This is a genomic window from Bosea sp. BIWAKO-01 (genome assembly GCF_001748145.1).
Lineage (GTDB): Bacteria > Pseudomonadota > Alphaproteobacteria > Rhizobiales > Beijerinckiaceae > Allobosea.
The window spans coordinates 42,625-58,004 of record NZ_BCQA01000001.1 but is presented as its reverse complement, the minus strand read 5'-3'; the positions used below and the strand labels follow the sequence as shown (position 1 = coordinate 58,004).

Annotated in this window: 13 protein-coding genes; 11 read left to right on the top strand and 2 right to left on the bottom strand. The window is 65.5% G+C overall.

All coding sequences use genetic code 11. The features are described from left to right. Window positions 1-185: 185 nt before the first annotated feature. The 9 genes from BIWAKO_RS00280 to BIWAKO_RS00240 all read left to right on the top strand — a co-directional run bounded on the left by BIWAKO_RS00280 (window position 186) and on the right by BIWAKO_RS00240 (window position 9,602). Complete coding sequence (locus tag BIWAKO_RS00280; protein WP_084651085.1) at window positions 186-1,256, top strand: LacI family DNA-binding transcriptional regulator; 1,071 nt, start codon at window positions 186-188, stop codon at window positions 1,254-1,256. Between the two features lie 67 nt (window positions 1,257-1,323). Continuing rightward, the gene (locus BIWAKO_RS00275) at window positions 1,324-2,619 is read left to right on the top strand and encodes an ABC transporter substrate-binding protein (RefSeq protein WP_069876791.1); all 1,296 of its coding nucleotides are present in this window, start codon (window positions 1,324-1,326) and stop codon (window positions 2,617-2,619) included. Window positions 2,620-2,657: 38 nt separating this feature from the next. Continuing rightward, entirely contained in the window at window positions 2,658-3,590 is a 933-nt protein-coding gene (locus tag BIWAKO_RS00270) for a carbohydrate ABC transporter permease (protein WP_084651083.1), read from the top strand. After that, window positions 3,587-4,444, top strand: a complete 858-nt coding sequence (locus BIWAKO_RS00265; RefSeq protein WP_069876788.1) for a carbohydrate ABC transporter permease — start codon at window positions 3,587-3,589, stop codon at window positions 4,442-4,444. The genes BIWAKO_RS00270 and BIWAKO_RS00265 overlap by 4 nt, the downstream gene beginning before the upstream one ends. Before the next feature lie 36 nt (window positions 4,445-4,480). Beyond that, on the top strand, window positions 4,481-5,791 hold the full coding sequence (gene melA, locus BIWAKO_RS00260; RefSeq protein WP_069876786.1) for an alpha-glucosidase/alpha-galactosidase: 1,311 nt from the start codon (window positions 4,481-4,483) through the stop codon (window positions 5,789-5,791). 71 nt (window positions 5,792-5,862) lie between these two features. Then, the gene (locus tag BIWAKO_RS00255; RefSeq protein ID WP_069876784.1) at window positions 5,863-6,957 is read left to right on the top strand and encodes an ABC transporter ATP-binding protein; all 1,095 of its coding nucleotides are present in this window, start codon (window positions 5,863-5,865) and stop codon (window positions 6,955-6,957) included. A gap of 8 nt (window positions 6,958-6,965) precedes the next feature. Beyond that, the gene (locus tag BIWAKO_RS00250; protein WP_069876783.1) at window positions 6,966-7,892 is read left to right on the top strand and encodes a Gfo/Idh/MocA family protein; all 927 of its coding nucleotides are present in this window, start codon (window positions 6,966-6,968) and stop codon (window positions 7,890-7,892) included. Between the two features lie 151 nt (window positions 7,893-8,043). Then, window positions 8,044-8,808 (top strand): aldolase/citrate lyase family protein, encoded by a 765-nt coding sequence (locus BIWAKO_RS00245; protein WP_069876781.1) that lies wholly within the window; start codon window positions 8,044-8,046, stop codon window positions 8,806-8,808. 38 nt (window positions 8,809-8,846) lie between these two features. After that, a complete protein-coding gene (locus BIWAKO_RS00240; protein ID WP_069876779.1) occupies window positions 8,847-9,602 on the top strand; it encodes a transporter substrate-binding domain-containing protein in 756 nt (251 codons plus the stop codon). Between the two features lie 47 nt (window positions 9,603-9,649). On the opposite strand, the gene BIWAKO_RS00235 is transcribed toward BIWAKO_RS00240, so the two are convergent. After that, a complete protein-coding gene (locus tag BIWAKO_RS00235; protein WP_141739919.1) occupies window positions 9,650-10,180 on the bottom strand; it encodes an ATP-binding protein in 531 nt (176 codons plus the stop codon). A 420-nt stretch (window positions 10,181-10,600) separates the two neighbouring features. Between BIWAKO_RS00235 and metG the strand changes: the two genes are divergently transcribed. Beyond that, window positions 10,601-12,283 (top strand): methionine--tRNA ligase, encoded by a 1,683-nt coding sequence (gene metG / locus BIWAKO_RS00230; protein WP_069876775.1) that lies wholly within the window; start codon window positions 10,601-10,603, stop codon window positions 12,281-12,283. Between the two features lie 209 nt (window positions 12,284-12,492). On the opposite strand, the gene BIWAKO_RS00225 is transcribed toward metG, so the two are convergent. Next, entirely contained in the window at window positions 12,493-13,833 is a 1,341-nt protein-coding gene (locus BIWAKO_RS00225; protein ID WP_069876774.1) for a hemolysin family protein, read from the bottom strand. A gap of 212 nt (window positions 13,834-14,045) precedes the next feature. Between BIWAKO_RS00225 and BIWAKO_RS00220 the strand changes: the two genes are divergently transcribed. Then, window positions 14,046-15,167, top strand: coding sequence for a 2OG-Fe(II) oxygenase (locus BIWAKO_RS00220; RefSeq protein ID WP_244523326.1), 1,122 nt, complete (start codon window positions 14,046-14,048; stop codon window positions 15,165-15,167). Window positions 15,168-15,380: the final 213 nt, after the last annotated feature.

Genomic DNA, 15,380 nt, shown 5'->3' with positions numbered 1-15,380 from the left:
CTGGCGCGCGGCGGCTGAGGTTTTCTGCCAGCCGGCTTATGGTGACGCGGCCGCCACGACCAACCTGATCGACAGGGCCCGGCCTTTCGAATGCGCCGCCAGGCCGGTCCTGCAGCCTTCGTTGACAGGCGTTCGATGAGCCGCTAGCTCTTAATCTAATACGTATTAGATTCAAGGAGAGGGCGTTGCCGCGCGAGCCGCATTCATCGAAACGTCTGGGAGTCGCGACCAGCACGGATGTCGCGAAGCGTGCGGGCGTCTCGCAGGCGACCGTTTCGCTGGTGCTGAATGGTGCGAGCGGGCGTGTCGGTCTGTCCGAGGCCACGCAGCAGCGTGTGCGCGAGGCGGCTGCCGATCTCGGCTACACCCCGAACTCCGTCGCGCGGAACCTGAGGCAGCGGCGCACCAATACGCTCACCTTCATCACGCCCGATATCGGTAACCCCTATTCGGCCGAAGTGATCGGCGCCGTGCAGCAGGTGGCGCAGGAACGCGGCTATCTGCTCGACGTGCTCGTCGCGGAGGATGAGGCCGCCAAGCTCAAGGCGATCGCGCGGCTGCGCGGGGGCGTCTCGGACGGCGTCATCACCTCGGCTCCGACGCGGGCGATCTGGGATGCGCTGAAGGAACTGGCACGACACGGCGTCCCCTGCGTCGCGCTGCAGGACCAAGGCGACGGCACGGAGATCACCTCGGTCGGCGTCGATCTCGAGGGCGGGGGATACCTGGCGACGCGGCATCTGCTCGCCTGCGGCTATCGGCGGATCGGCCATGTCTCGGGTCAGCAGCGGCATCCGTTGCGCGAGCGAGAGCGTGTGCATGGCTATCGTCGGGCCCTCCTGGAAGCCGGCTTGCCGGTGCGTCCGGAGTGGGAAATCGAAGTCGCAAACTCTCCGGAAGGCGGCGTGAAGGCGGTGGAGCTGCTGCTCGCCTTGCCGCAGCCGCGGCCGGAGGCGCTTTTCGTGTTCAACGACCAGATGGCGATTGGTGTGCTGCACGGCTTGCGCCGTCACGGCCTGCGCGTGCCCGAGGACATGGCCGTCGTCGGCTTCGACGGCATCGCGCTTGCGGCTTTCACCGTTCCGGCGCTGACGACGGTGGAGCATCGCCGGCTCGAGCTCGGCCAGCAGGCGGCGACGAGCCTGATCGACCAACTCGAGGGCGGGGAAAGCCCCGTTCGGTACACGCAGCTTCCGGTCCAGCTCGTGGTCCGGGAATCCTGCGGCGGCCTGAAGGATGGTGGCCTGCCAGCATAGAGCCCGCGACCACCAACAACGAAACCAAACCGCGAAAAGCGGTGATGATCCAGGGAAGGGAACAGGAATGACGAACGTCAACGGAACAGGCACGGCTTTCTCCCGGCGGCATATTCTGGGCGCCGGGCTCGCCCTCTCGGTCGCATCGGGGAGGGCCGTGCGGGCCCAGGCGCCGGTGAGCCTCAATTTCGCGGTCTGGGGCAACCGGGCGGAGGAGGACGCTTTCCGGCGGCTGATCGCCGGCTACACCGCGCAAAACCCCCATGTCTCGATCCGGCTGGAACTCAGCGGATCGTCAGGCCAGCTCTATCAGCAGGTCGATACGCGCCTCGCCGGCCGGCAGGCGCCCGATCTGGTCCGCATCCAGTACCAGCAGGTCGGCCGCTATGCGAAGGCGGGCGCCATCGTCGATCTGAGCGGGCATCTCGACGGCGGACTGGCCGCGCAGTTCGCCCCCGCGTTGTGGAAGGCCGTCACCTATCGGGACAAGGCTTTCGCCATTCCCCACCACACCGACACGCTCGCGGTCTATTGCAACATGGAGATGTTCCGGCGGGCCGGGATCGAGCTGCCGCGGCGGCTCGAGGACAGCTGGCGCTGGGAGGAGTTCATCCGGATCGCCCGGACGCTGAAGGACAAGGCCGGAGCGCCTTTCGGCTTCGCCTGCGCCTGGCAGAACACCGCCGCCTATCGCTTTCTGCCTTTCCTCTACCAGAATGGCGGCCAACTGCTCGACGAGCAGCTGCTCCAGCCGCGGCTCTCGTCGAAGGAGGGCCTTGAGGCGATCGCATGGGCGCAATCCTGGTTCACCGACAAGCTCGTGCCGCCCACGACCTCGATCAAGACCAACGAGCAGACGCAGAACCTCTTCGCCAACGGCACGATCGGCATGCTGGTGCATGGCGACTGGCAGATTCCGTTCCTGCAGGAAGCGATGAAACAGGCGGAGTGGCAGGTGACCTATATGCCGCGCAGCGTGAGCATGGCCTCCGATCTCGGTGGCAACTGCCTCGCCGTGACGCGCGACAGCAAGAACCGCGATGTCGCCATCGATTTCCTGCGCTATGCCACCAACGAGGCCAATATGCGCGATTTCTGCATCGCCGCCGGCTTCCTGCCGGTTCGGCGCAGCCTCATGGACACGAAGCTGGAGTACCCGCTCCGGCCCGACGCGATGCAGGTCTTCGTCGAGCAGTCGCGGACGATCCCGGACCATCTGGCCGCGACGGTGACGCTGCCGGATTTCAGCCGCATCAATACGAAGCTCGGCGAGCAGCTCGACCTCGCCTTCACCTCGGGCCAGTCGCCAAAGGACACGGCCGAGAACATCGAGGGCACCATCCGTAGCGTCCTCAAGGGGTGACGCCCGTGTCGCCTTCCTTCCCGTCTGCGAGGTGATCCATGTCCAACAGCGCAGTCATGGCCAACTCCGTACGCCCCGCCACCGCGGCGCGTACGCGCCGCTCCTTTCGGCGTCCCTGGATGCTGCCCTATCTCCTGATCACGCCCAATCTGCTTCTGTTCAGCGCCTTCAGCTTCTTTCCGCTGCTCTACGCCTTCTACATCAGCTTCCATGACTGGAGCCTGATCGGCGACGTCACCTATGCCGGTCTGGCCAATTACCGCAGGCTGGTGGCCGACACGCAGTTCTGGCATGCGCTGTTGAATACTGCGGTCTATGCCCTGGCTTCGGTGCCCACCACCATGGCAGGCGGCCTGCTGCTTGCAGTCGCGCTGAACCGACGGATGCCGGGGCGGGTCTTCCTGCGCAGCGTCTACTTCCTTCCGGTCGTGGTTTCAGCGGTTGCCACCGGCATCATCGCCGCCTGGATGTTCAACGAGCATTACGGCGTCATCAACTCGCTGATCGTGCGCCTGGGCGGCGACCGGATTCCCTGGCTGTCCTCGCCGGCCTGGGCGCTGCCGTCGCTGGTGCTGGCAACCTTCTGGGTCAGGGTCGGCTTCTGCATGGTGGTCTATCTCGCCGCGCTGCAATCGATCCCGACGCTCTACTACGAAGCCGCGACCATGGATGGCGCGTCACCCTCTCGCCAGTTCTGGAAGATCACGCTGCCCTTGCTGCGGCCCGCAACCTTCCTGTTGCTGATTCTCAACGTGATCCACTCCTTCCAGGTCTTCGACCTGATCTACGTGATGACCGGTGGTGGCCCGGGGTTCTCGACGACGATGCTGGTCCAATACATCTATCAGTCCGCCTTCATGACGTCCGAGATGGGCTATGCCAGCGCGATCGGCGTGGTGCTCTACGTCATCGTCCTGGGCTTCACGATCATTCAGTGGCGGGTCAGCCGCCAGTCGGAGAACGTGCTATGAGCGGCGTCACCTTCGAGGCGGGCGCCAGGCGCCCCGGCTCTCGCCGAACCGGCAACGTGCTGATCTGGATCGCGGTCGTGCTCGGCGCGCTGGCGATGATCTTTCCACTCTACTGGATGCTCGCGACCGCGATCCGGCCTCGTTCCGAGGTCTTCCAGCCGGTGGTGAGCCTGATCCCGCAGATGCTGACGCTGGAGAATTTCAGGAATGTCGCCCAGCGCCATCCGTTCCTGACCTGGGTGATGAATTCGACCTTCATCGCCGTGATCGCCGTGGTGATCACCGTGTCCGCCAACCTGCTCTGCGGCTACGTCTTCGCCAAGTTCCGCTTCCCCGGGCGCGACATCCTGTTCTTCGCGATCCTGGGTGCGCTGATGATCCCGATCCAGGTAATCCTGGTGCCGGAATTCCTCGTGACCTCCTGGCTGGGGCTGCTGAATTCTCCCTGGGGCGTCATCCTGCCACGCGCGGCTGAAGCCTTCGGTGTCTTCATGGTGCGCCAGTTCATGGTCAGCATTCCCGACGAGCTGATCGAGGCCGCGCGGCTCGACGGCGCCAGCGAGATGCGGATCTTCCTGCGCATCGTGCTGCCGCTCTCCAAGCCGATCATCGCCGTGCTGGTGATCTTCACCTTCATGTGGCGCTGGAACGACTTCGCCTGGCCACTCGTCGTCCTGACCGACCAGGAGCTCTTCACCCTGCCGCTCGGCCTCAACCTGCTGCGCGGCGAGGCCAATCCGGACTGGGGTGGCGTCATGGCGCTGGCCCTGATCTCCCTCCTGCCGATGCTGCTCATCTTCCTGATCTTCCAGCGCTATCTGGTTCAGGGGATCGCCAGCACGGGCCTCAAATGAGCCCTTTCCCGACCTCTACCCAAGAGAGACCATGACATGACCAAGATCGCCATGATCGGCGCCGGCAGCGTCGTCTTCGTCAAGAACCTGCTCACCGACATCCTCAGCCTTCCCGCGCTGAAGCAATGCGAGATCGCATTGTACGACATCGATGCCGAGCGCCTCGAAACGGCGGGGATGATGGCGCGCTGGACGTCCGGCCAGTTCGATGCCGGGGCGACCGTGACCGAGCACGCCGACCGCCGGCGCTGCCTGGAGGGCGCGGATTTCGTGATCAACATGGTGCAGATCGGCATGCACGAGGCGACGCTGCTCGATTTCGAGATCCCGCGCCGCTACGGCCTGAAGCAGACGATCGCGGATACCGTCGGCATCGGCGGCATCTTCCGCGGCTTGCGGACCATTCCCTTCATGGTGGACCTGGTCGGGGACATGCGGGCGGTCTGCCCCAATGCCCTGCTGATGAACTACACCAACCCGATGAGCATCCTGACCTGGGCGGTTTACAGGGCCTTCCCGGAGCAGCAGGTGGTCGGGTTGTGCCACAACGTCCAGCATACGGCGCGCGACCTTGCCTCTTATCTCGGGGTCGAGCGCTCGCGCCTGAGCTATGACTGCGCCGGCATCAACCACATGACCTGGTTCCTGCGGCTGGAGATCGACGGCAAGGATGCCTATCCGCAGCTGCGGCGCGCCGCCCGCAACCCGGAGATCTTCGCGCAGGACAAGATCCGCTTCGCCCTGCTGGAGCATCTCGGTCGCTTCGTCAGCGAATCCAGCGAGCATACGGCGGAGTACACGCCTTATTTCCTGCGCCGCGAGGACCAGATCGCGGAATTCGATGTGCCGGTGGACGAGTATATTCGCCGCAGCGAGCGCAATCTGCGACGCTATGCCGAAACCCGGCAGCGGCTGCTGGCCGGCGAGAGCTTCCCGCTCGAGCGCAGCGACGAATATGGCGCGTCGATCATCAATGGCATGGTCACGAACGAGCCGCAGCTCATCTACGGAAATGTCCGCAACACCGGACTGATCGAGAACCTGCCGCAGGATTGCTGCGTCGAGGTTCCGGTGATCGTCGACCGCAACGGCCTGCGGGCCTGCCATGCCGGCACGCTCCCGCCGGAACTCGCCGCCCATTGCGCGCCGCATGTCTTCGTCCAGGACCTCACCGTGCGCGCGGCCCTGGAAGGCGATCGGGACGCGGTCTACCGCGCCGCGGTGCTGGATCGCCATGCCGCGAGCGTCCTCTCGCTGCGCGAGATCCGCGCCATGGTGGACGACCTGATCGCGGCCCATGGTCCTGCCATGCCGGTCGGCATCCGCTCGGCGGCGCTCGCAGCCTGAGCCTGCCCAAGCAGGGCAGGCGGCCTGCCTGCCCGCAACGACAAGAACGATAAGGCCGCAAGGAGGGAACGATGAGTTGGCTGACCCTGGAGCATGTCCATAAGCGCTTCGGCGATCACCCGGTGATCCAAGATGTGAACCTGTCCGTGACCAACGGTGAGTTCTTGGTCTTCGTCGGTCCGTCCGGCTGCGGGAAATCCACCTTGCTGCGGATGATCGCCGGGCTGGAGGACATCAGCGACGGCACCTTGCGCATCGACGACGAGGTGATGAACGATGTGCCCGCCGCGCAGCGGGGCATCGCGATGGTGTTCCAGTCCTATGCGCTCTACCCGCATATGAGTGTCTACAAGAACATGGCCTTCGCGCTCGAGACGGCGCGGATGACCAAGGCCGAGATCGATATGCGCGTGGCCCGGGCGGCGGCGATCCTGCAGCTGGATCATTTGCTCGATCGCAAGCCCAAGGAACTCTCGGGCGGGCAGCGGCAGCGCGTCGCCATCGGCCGCGCCATCGTGCGCGAACCCAAGATCTTCCTGTTCGACGAGCCGCTCTCCAATCTCGACGCCGAGCTGCGCGTGCAGATGCGGGTGGAAATCGCCAAGCTGCACCAGCAGCTCGGCAACACGATGATCTACGTCACGCATGATCAGGTCGAAGCCATGACGATGGCCGACAAGATCGTGGTATTGCGCGCTGGCAAGGTCGAGCAGATCGGATCGCCGTTGGAACTCTACAACAACCCCGTCAATCGCTTCGTCGCGGGCTTCATCGGCAGCCCGAAGATGAATCTCCTGCAGGCCAGGATGCTGCCGGCGGCCGGAGGAGAAGCACGCGTGGCGCTGGCCGAGACCGTGTTGCCCCTGCCGCATCTCGCCGGCCAGGACGGCGCCGATTGCAGCCTGGGTGTCCGCCCCGAGCACCTGCGGCTCGGCGGCGCCGGCACGCGGATCGGCGAGGCGCAGGTCCAGCTCGTGGAACAGCTCGGCGGTTCCTCGTTGATCTACGGAGTCCTCTCCGACGGCCAGCCGATCACCGTTCAGGTCGAGGGGCAGCAGAAGCCGAAGCCGGGCGAGCGGGTGCCGCTGCATGTCGATATTGCGCTCGCGCATCTGTTCCGGCCCGACGGCCTGCGCGTCAATGCGCAGACCGAGGCACGCGGCTGAGGGGCGGGATGGCAAGGATCCGCCTCGGACTCGTCGGGCTCGGCAAGATCGCGCGCAGCCAGCATCTCGGCGCGATCGCGGCCACGCCCGGTTTCGAGCTGGTCGCAGCGGCGAGCCGGCAGGGCACGTTGCCTGGCTTGCCCGTCTTCACCTCGCTCAGCGCCATGCTGGCCTCGGATATCGAACTCGATGCCGTTGCCCTTTGCACCCCGCCTCAAGGCCGGCATGCGCTGGCGGCGGAGGCGCTCGAAGCCGGCTTGCATGTCCTGCTTGAGAAGCCGCCAGGCGCGAGCGTCAGTGAACTTGGTCCTCTCGTCGCAAGGGCGGAACGGAGCCGCCGGACGCTGTTCGCCACCTGGCATTCGCGCTTCGCGCCCGCTGTTGCGCCGGCGCGCGCCTTTCTCGCGCGGCACCGGCCGCGCTCGGTCGCCATCATCTGGAAGGAGGATGTGCGGGTCTGGCATCCCGGGCAGGACTGGATCTTCGAGCCCGGCGGGCTCGGCGTCTTCGACCCCGGCATCAACGCCCTCTCGATCCTGACCGCGATCATGCCCGAGCCGGTCTTCGTGACGCGCGCCTCACTGTCCGTCCCGGCGAACCGCCAGGCGCCGATCGCCGCCGAACTCGATCTCTCGGATCGTTCCGGGCTGCCGATCCATGCAGAGTTCGACTTCCGCCAGGTGGGCGACCAGACCTGGGACATCCAAGTCGAGACCGAGGCCGGCCTTCTGACGCTAGCCTCGGGCGGCGCGACGCTGAGCCGTGACGGCCGCATCCTGATCGACGAGCCGGAGCGGGAATATGTGCAGATCTACCAGCACTTCGCAGCGCTGATCGCGGAAGGCCGCAGCGATGTCGATCTCGCGCCGCTGACCCTGGTCGCCGACGCGTTCATGCTGGGGCGGCGATCGACCGTCGAGCCCTTCGAGGGGTGATGGTTCCCGGGCGCGATCCGACGCTGCTCGGTTCGCCCGTGTCGAGTCTGGCGATCCTTCACGCGGTCAGTCGACATCGCCGCCGGAGGCGTCATACAGGTCGATGACTGCCCGCCCGGCGCCATCGGCGTCTGATTCACCTGAGGTTGCCATGGAACTGCCGCCCAACATGTTCAAGCGCGCCCTGAGCGAGGGCCGCCATAAACTCGGGCTCTGGTGCAGCCTGCCGGGCGCCTATGCGGCCGAGGCGGTCGCCGGCTCCGGCTTCGATTGGCTGCTGTTCGATACCGAGCACTCGCCGGGCGATCCGCTAACCGCCTTGGCCCAGTTGCAGGCAGTGGCTCCCTATCCGGTCTCGGCCGTGGTCCGGCCCGCGAGCAACGATGCGGTGCTGATCAAGCGGTTCCTTGATTTCGGCGCCCAGACCTTGCTGATCCCCTATGTCCAGAATGCGGAGGAGGCAAAGGCGGCGGTCGCGGCGATGCGCTATCCGCCAGCCGGCATTCGCGGCGTCTCCGGTGTGACGAGGGCGACACGGTTCGGGCGTGTCGCGAACTACGGCAAGCGGGCAGGGGAGGAACTCTGCCTGCTGGTCCAGATCGAAACCCAGGATGCGCTCGACAATCTCGAGGCGATCGCGTCCGTCGATGGCGTCGATGGCGTGTTCATCGGTCCCGCCGATCTCGCAGCCAGCCTCGGCCATGTCGGCGAGCCCGGACATCCAAGCGTCACCGCGCTCATCGAGAAGGCGGTCGGCCGGATCCGCGCCTGCGGCAAGCCCGCCGGCATTCTGACGCCCGACACTGCGTTCGCCGCGCGCTGCATCGAGATCGGCACGCTGTTCACGGCGGTTGGCGTCGATGCGGCGATGCTCGTCAAGGCGACGGAAGCCCTGGCAAGGCAGTTCAGGTCGTGACGGCTGGTCTGGGTTCGGTGGAGAGATCGGAGGCGACAATGCGACTTCTGGACCATGTCGGCCCACCCTCTAAGGACCTGATCGCACTTCTCGCGCCGGGTGGGGTCCTGCGGGCCGCGATCAATCTCTCGAACTTCCTGCTGGTCTCCGGCCGGACGCCCGCGGGCGGCCCCGTCGGGGTGGCGCCTGACATGGCGCGCGCCTTTGCCGATCTGCTGGGCGTGGAATTGCGCTACGTCACCTATGAATCGCCCGGCTTGATTGCCGATTCCGCTGCCCGCGATGAATGGGACATCGCGCTGATCGGCGCTGAACCGCAGCGCGCCGAATTCATCAGCTTCACTCCCGCCTATACCGAGATCGAGGCGACCTATCTCGTTCCCGAAGGTTCGCCACTGCAGCATGTCGGCGATGTGGACAGGCCGGGGCGGCGCATCGCCGTCACCGACCGGACGGCCTACGGGCTCTGGCTCGACCGCAACATCGCGCATGCGACGCTGGTGCGGACCAAGACCATCGCCGATGCGGCGTCGGTCTTCCTCGAGGACAAGCTCGACGCTCTTGCTGGCCTGCTCCCCAGGCTGGTGACGGACCAGAAGGCGATCCCGGGCTCACGCATCCTGCCAGGCCGCTACATGGCGGTGCAGCAGGCCGTGGGAACACCGACCAAAAACGCCGCTGCGATCGACTATATCAAGCGCTTCGTGGCGAGCGCGGTCTCGTCCGGCTTCGTTGCCGGGTTGATCGACAAGCATGGCGTCGAGGGGCTCACGGTCGCCCTGGATCAGGGCTGATCCAGGGCGGCGCAGGCTGGAAGGGCTGAGGCGGTTGCCGCCGCCCGTTAGCGCAAGGCGAAGTGCCGCATGATCTGTTCGGCTGCGCGTTCGGGCGCGGTCGTCTCCGTGTCGATCGCGAGGCAGTTCTCGCGTGGGACCGGGGCTATGGTGTAGCGCGAAAGGAAATCGGAGCGGCCCTGGACGGAAATCGTCTTGCGTCTCTGCACCCTGTCGGCATTCCCGACGCGCTGCGCGGCTTCCCCTTCCGAGCAATAGAGGAACACGGGAAAGACAGAGCCGCCATTCCGGACCACATCGTCTTCCAGCTGATCGAAGAACGGACGGTCCTCCAGCTCGATATAGCAGAGGGTGACAATCAGACAGGAAATGTCGGCCTCGATCGCGGCCCGCAAGATGGATCCGCGGACCGTGTCCACCAGCTCCCAGAAGCCGGGAGCGTCAAAGTCGAAAATGGTTCTCGCAGCATCGATGGCGGCGTGATTGTCGAGCAGCCGCGCCGGCATCGCCGCAAGCAAGGCCTTGGCGACCGTCAGCTTGCCGCTTGCCGGTGCCCCGTGAAGAAAGATCAGCTTCATGGGCGCCATGCTATGGCCGTTCGGGAGCACCGCCCATTGGCAATTCGGCTCCCTAACCAATCCCCTCATCGGCATCTCGTGGCCGACCTGCTTGCTGTCCCGGCAGCACTTCCATGAAGCCGATGAAGGCCGACCGCGTTCGCATGACGTTATGCGGCCTCAGGCCGGACCGCGGCCTTGATTTTCCCGCCGGTTGCTGGCACCCGTCAGGCAGATCAGACGCGGATTCACAGATGTTCCTTCCCACCCACGCCACGCGAATGCGCAGGCCCGACCAGCAGGAGATTGGCCGGAGGGGTTGAGCGCGTGCGTATCGCCGCGCGAGTGAGCGTCGGACCCAAGCCCTCCGGTTCTGCGGAGGGCTTTTTTGTTTCATCAGGTCTCGGCGCGTCACCCGTGGAATGACCCCAGGAGGGCATCATGGCGAACGCACTCATCACCAGCGCACTTCCCTATATCAACGGCATCAAGCATCTCGGCAATCTGGCAGGCTCGCTGCTCCCGGCCGACATTCACGCCCGTTACCGACGGCAGATCGGCGACCAGGTTCTCTTCATCTGCGCGACCGACGAACATGGAACCCCGGCGGAACTGGCGGCGGGCGAAGCCAAGACCGACGTCGCGACCTATTGCCATGCGCAACATGAGATCCAGGCGGGAATCTATCGTCAGCTCGGCCTGTCCTTCGATCATTTCGGTCGCTCATCCTCGTCGCGCAACCACGCGCTGACCCAGCACTTCTTCCAGTGCCTGGAGCAGAACGGCTTCATCGAGGAGCGGGTGCTCGAACAGGTCTATTCGCCCGCCGACAGGCGTTTCCTGCCGGACCGCTACATCATCGGCACCTGCCCGCATTGCCGCTTCGAGGCTGCGCGGGGCGACCAATGCGAAAGCTGCACCCGTCCGCTCGACCCCGTCGACCTGATCGCCCCGCGCTCGGCCCTGTCGGGGAGCACCGCTCTCGAGGTCAGGCCGAGCCGGCACCTGTTCCTGCGCCAGTCGGCCCTGGTCGGCGAGCTGGAGGCGTGGATCGCAAGCCGGTCCGGATGGCCGCCGCTCGTCACCTCGATCGCGCGCAAATGGCTCAACGAGGGCATCCAGGACCGGTGCATCACCCGGGATCTGTCCTGGGGCGTTCCGGTGCCGAAACCCGGCTTCGATGGCAAGGTCTTCTATGTCTGGTTCGATGCGCCCATCGCCTATATCGCCGCGACGCAGGAATGGTCCGATCTCGACCCGGAACGGCGCGACTGGCGGCGCTGGTGGTGGAAGGCCGGGGATGTCGAGACCATCCAGTTCCTCGGCAAGGACAATGTGCCCTTCCACGCCGTCAGCTTCCCCTGCACGCTGTTGGGTTCCGGCGAACCCTGGAAGACCGTTGACGTGATCAAGGGCGTCAACTGGCTCACCTATGAAGGCGGCAAGTTCTCGACCAGCCAGCGCAGGGGCGTGTTCCTCGACCAGGCGCTGGCGCTGCTGCCGGCCGATTACTGGCGCTGGTGGCTGGCCGCGAACGCGCCCGAGAGCAACGATACCGACTTCAGCTTCGCGCGCTTCGCGGCCGACGTGAATTCCGACCTGGCCGACAATTTCGGCAATCTCGTCAATCGCGTGCTGAAACTCGTCGCGGCCCGCCATCAGGGGATCGTTCCGGTGAACGGCGCTCCCGGCTCTACCGAGTTGGCGCTGTCGGACGAGCTTGCGGGCCATCTGCATGCGCTTCGCGCGCATCACGACCGGCGTGCGCTGCGCAAGGCGGCCGAACAGGTTCGCGCAGTCTGGCGGCTCGCCAACGGCTATCTCGCGCGGGAGGCGCCCTGGTCGACCCGCTCCACTGACCCCGACCGCAGCGCCGTGGTGATCAGGACGAGCGTGAACCTCCTTGCGATCGCCGCCGAAATCGCCTGGCCGTTCATCCCCGAAAGCGCCAGCCGCGTCCTGGCTGCGCTGGGGCGTGCCGAGCAACCCACGACCTGGCCCGCTGCCGGCGACATCCTGGCCGACCACCACGCCGGACGGTCGCTCGGGCCGCTGCCGCCCCTCTTCGCCAAGCTCTCGCAAGACTGGGTCGCGCAGAATCGGGCACGGTTCGCCGGCGGTTGACCCGGTCGAGGAGGGCGCCCGATCGACGGAGACGCAAGCGCAGCATGGTCGCAAATCGGCTGCAAGCGTCTCCGCTGGTTCGTCGCTGAGCTCGTGCAGCGTGTTGATCTCGCCGGCCTCATCGCGATGAGGTGGGCGAGATCAAGCCAGGCACAGACGGTCCCAGCCCCGGCGAGCGAAGGGCAGGGGCGGTCTGTCGATGTGGCGGTTCAGCCCCCTTCGGACTCCTCGCTTGCGATTCGCTGCGCCAGGAGCTTGTCGATCCGCCTGCCGTCCATGTCGACGATTTCGAACCGCCAGCCCGCATAGTCGAAATGCTCGCCGATCTCGGGGAGGTGTTCGAGCCGGGCCAGGGCGAAGCCGGCGATCGTGTGGAAATCGCCTTCCGCCGAGCGCAGCCGGAAGCCAAGCCGATTGAAGGCATCATGGGCCGGCATCATGCCGTCGATCAGCAGCGAACCATCGTCGCGCTCCACGATATCGGGTTCCTCGCCCTCGACATCGGGCAGGTCGCCGGCAATGGCTTCGAGGAGATCGGTCTGGGTGACGATGCCGTCGAGGCCGCCATATTCGTCGATGACGATTGCCAGGCGAACGGGAGCCTTCTTGAAGCGCTCGAGCACGCGGAAGATCGGCGTCGTCTCGTGCACGATGACGGGGTCGCAGATCACGGCCATGGGGTCGAGCGCCTTGCCGTCCAGGACCTGGTCGAGAAGATCCCGCTTCAGGATCATGCCCAGGGGCTCGTCGATGCCACCGCGTCCGACCAGCAACTGCTCATGGCGACATTCGCGTATGGTCCGCAGCATCTCGTCATGGGTGTCGTCGGCGTCTATCCAGGCGACGTCCCGGCGCGGTGTCATAATGTCGGCGATACGCCGGTCGCCGATGCTGAGCACGCGCTCGACCAATTCCTGCTGCGCCGGCTGGAGGATGCCGGCCTCCTGGCTCGCCTGGACGAGAAGTTTCAATTCTTCCGGCGAATGCAGGGATTCCTCTCCCGTTCCCGGCCGCAGGCCGCAGAGGCGCAGCACGAGATTGCCGAGGCCATTCAGCGAGATGATCGCAGGCCGCAGCAGGAACAGGAACATTCCGAGCGGCCGCACCACCCAGAGCGCCGTCCCTTCACTGCGCTGAAGGGCAAGGCTCTTGGGGGCGAGTTCGCCGAGAACGATGTGCAGGGCCGTGATGATGATGAAAGAGATTGCAACCGCGATGGCATGGGAACTGGCTGTCGCCAGCGAGCCCGGCAGGCTGTTCAGGAGCGGCTCGATCAGGTGCGCCAGCGCGGGCTCTCCGATCCAGCCGAGCGCCAGCGAGGAGATGGTGATGCCAAGCTGCGTCGCTGCGAGATTGGCGTCGAGATTGTCGACGGCGTGCTTGAGGGCGGCGGCATTCATGCGCCCCGCCGTGACAAGCTCGGAAACGCGGCTTCGGCGCACCGCGACCAGCGAAAACTCGGCCGCAACGAAGAAGCCGTTTGCGGCGACGAGAAGCAATACGGCAAGCACTCCGACCAGGTCGAACATGCTGCCATCGGTACTGGACATGGACTCCGTTCCGGCTGCAGAAGCAGCCATGCGTTGTTGATGGTGGAACCAGCCATAGCATGGCGGGGCGCTCGCTGTATGCGGGGGCTAGTCGCTCGCGCGGAGATCAAAGCCGCGTCGATCGCTCATCGAAATGAAGGTGTCGCGCCTGTCATCCTTGCCAATAGTGGGCGATCTGCCATTCTCATCCGATAACATCTGGGGAATTGGCCGTGAAATACAGGTCGATGGGCGTCGGCGATCCTGCGCCGTGGTTCGAGCAGCGTTCCACAAGCAACCCGACCTATAAATTCTCCAGCGCAGCCGGGCGCTATATTGTCCTGTGCTTCTTCGGTTCCGCTGCGCGAGCAAGCACGGTATCCGCGCTCAAGATCCTGTCCGAGCAGCGCGACCTCTTCGACGATGACAAGATCGCCTTTTTCGGTGTCAGCAACGACCCCGATGACGAGCTCAAGCAGCGCGTCAGGCAACGCATGCCCGGCATCCGCTACTTCTGGGATTTCGATCTGCTGATCAGCAAGGAGTTTGGCGTCGCGCCCATCGAGGACGAGCCAGGCACGGATATGCCCCTGCGGCGCGCCTGGTATGTGCTCGATCCGACGCTGCGCGTCATGGCGGTCTTTCCCTTCACCCGCGAGGGGGGTGAGCGCCAGGAGGTTGCCGCGTTCCTTGCCGCGCTGCCACCGGTCGACGCGTTCCCGGGCTTCCAGGTGCACGCGCCGGTCCTGGTATTGCCCAATGTCTTCGAACCGGATTTCTGCCGGCAGCTGATCGCCCTGCACGAGGCCGATGGCGGTAATGAATCCGGCTTCATGCGCGAGAAGGACGGGAAGACCGTCCTGATCTCCGACCATGCCCACAAGCGCCGCTCCGATGTCCTCATCGGCGACACGGAACTGATCGGGGTCATTCAGGGCAAGATCGGCAAGCGCATCGTTCCCGAGATCAGGAAGGTCCACCAGTTCACGGTGACCCGCATGGAGCGTTATCTCGTGGGCTGTTACGACGCGGAGACTGGCGGGCATTTCGCCGCACATCGGGACAACACGACCAAGGGCACGGCGCATCGCCGCTTTGCCGTCTCCATCAACCTGAACGCCGATTTCGAGGGCGGCGAGGTCAGCTTTCCCGAATATGGCGCGCGCAGCTTCAAGCCGCCGGCCGGCGGCGCTGTCGTCTTCTCCTGTTCGCTGCTTCATGCCGTCTCGCAGGTAACGCGGGGCAAGCGCTTCGCCTTCCTGCCCTTCCTCTATGACGATGCTGCAGCCAGGCTGCGGGAGGACAATCAGGTGTTCATGGAGGCCGGAGGCAGCTATCTCGCCGGGACGCGCTAAGGCATCGGCCCGGAAAGGTGGATTGCGGCTGGGAAAGCCGATCCGACCTCAGGCGCAGCGCCCGGCCACGACGGGGGAATTTGGCCGGGCATCGGGCCAGACCGCAGCCCTGGACGGCGGCCTATCTGTCTGCGGCTACAGGCTCTTAAGGTTGCGTGTCATACTATGCGCGACCGCGGGGTGGCGTCACGGCGCGGCCTGCGAAACGCGGCG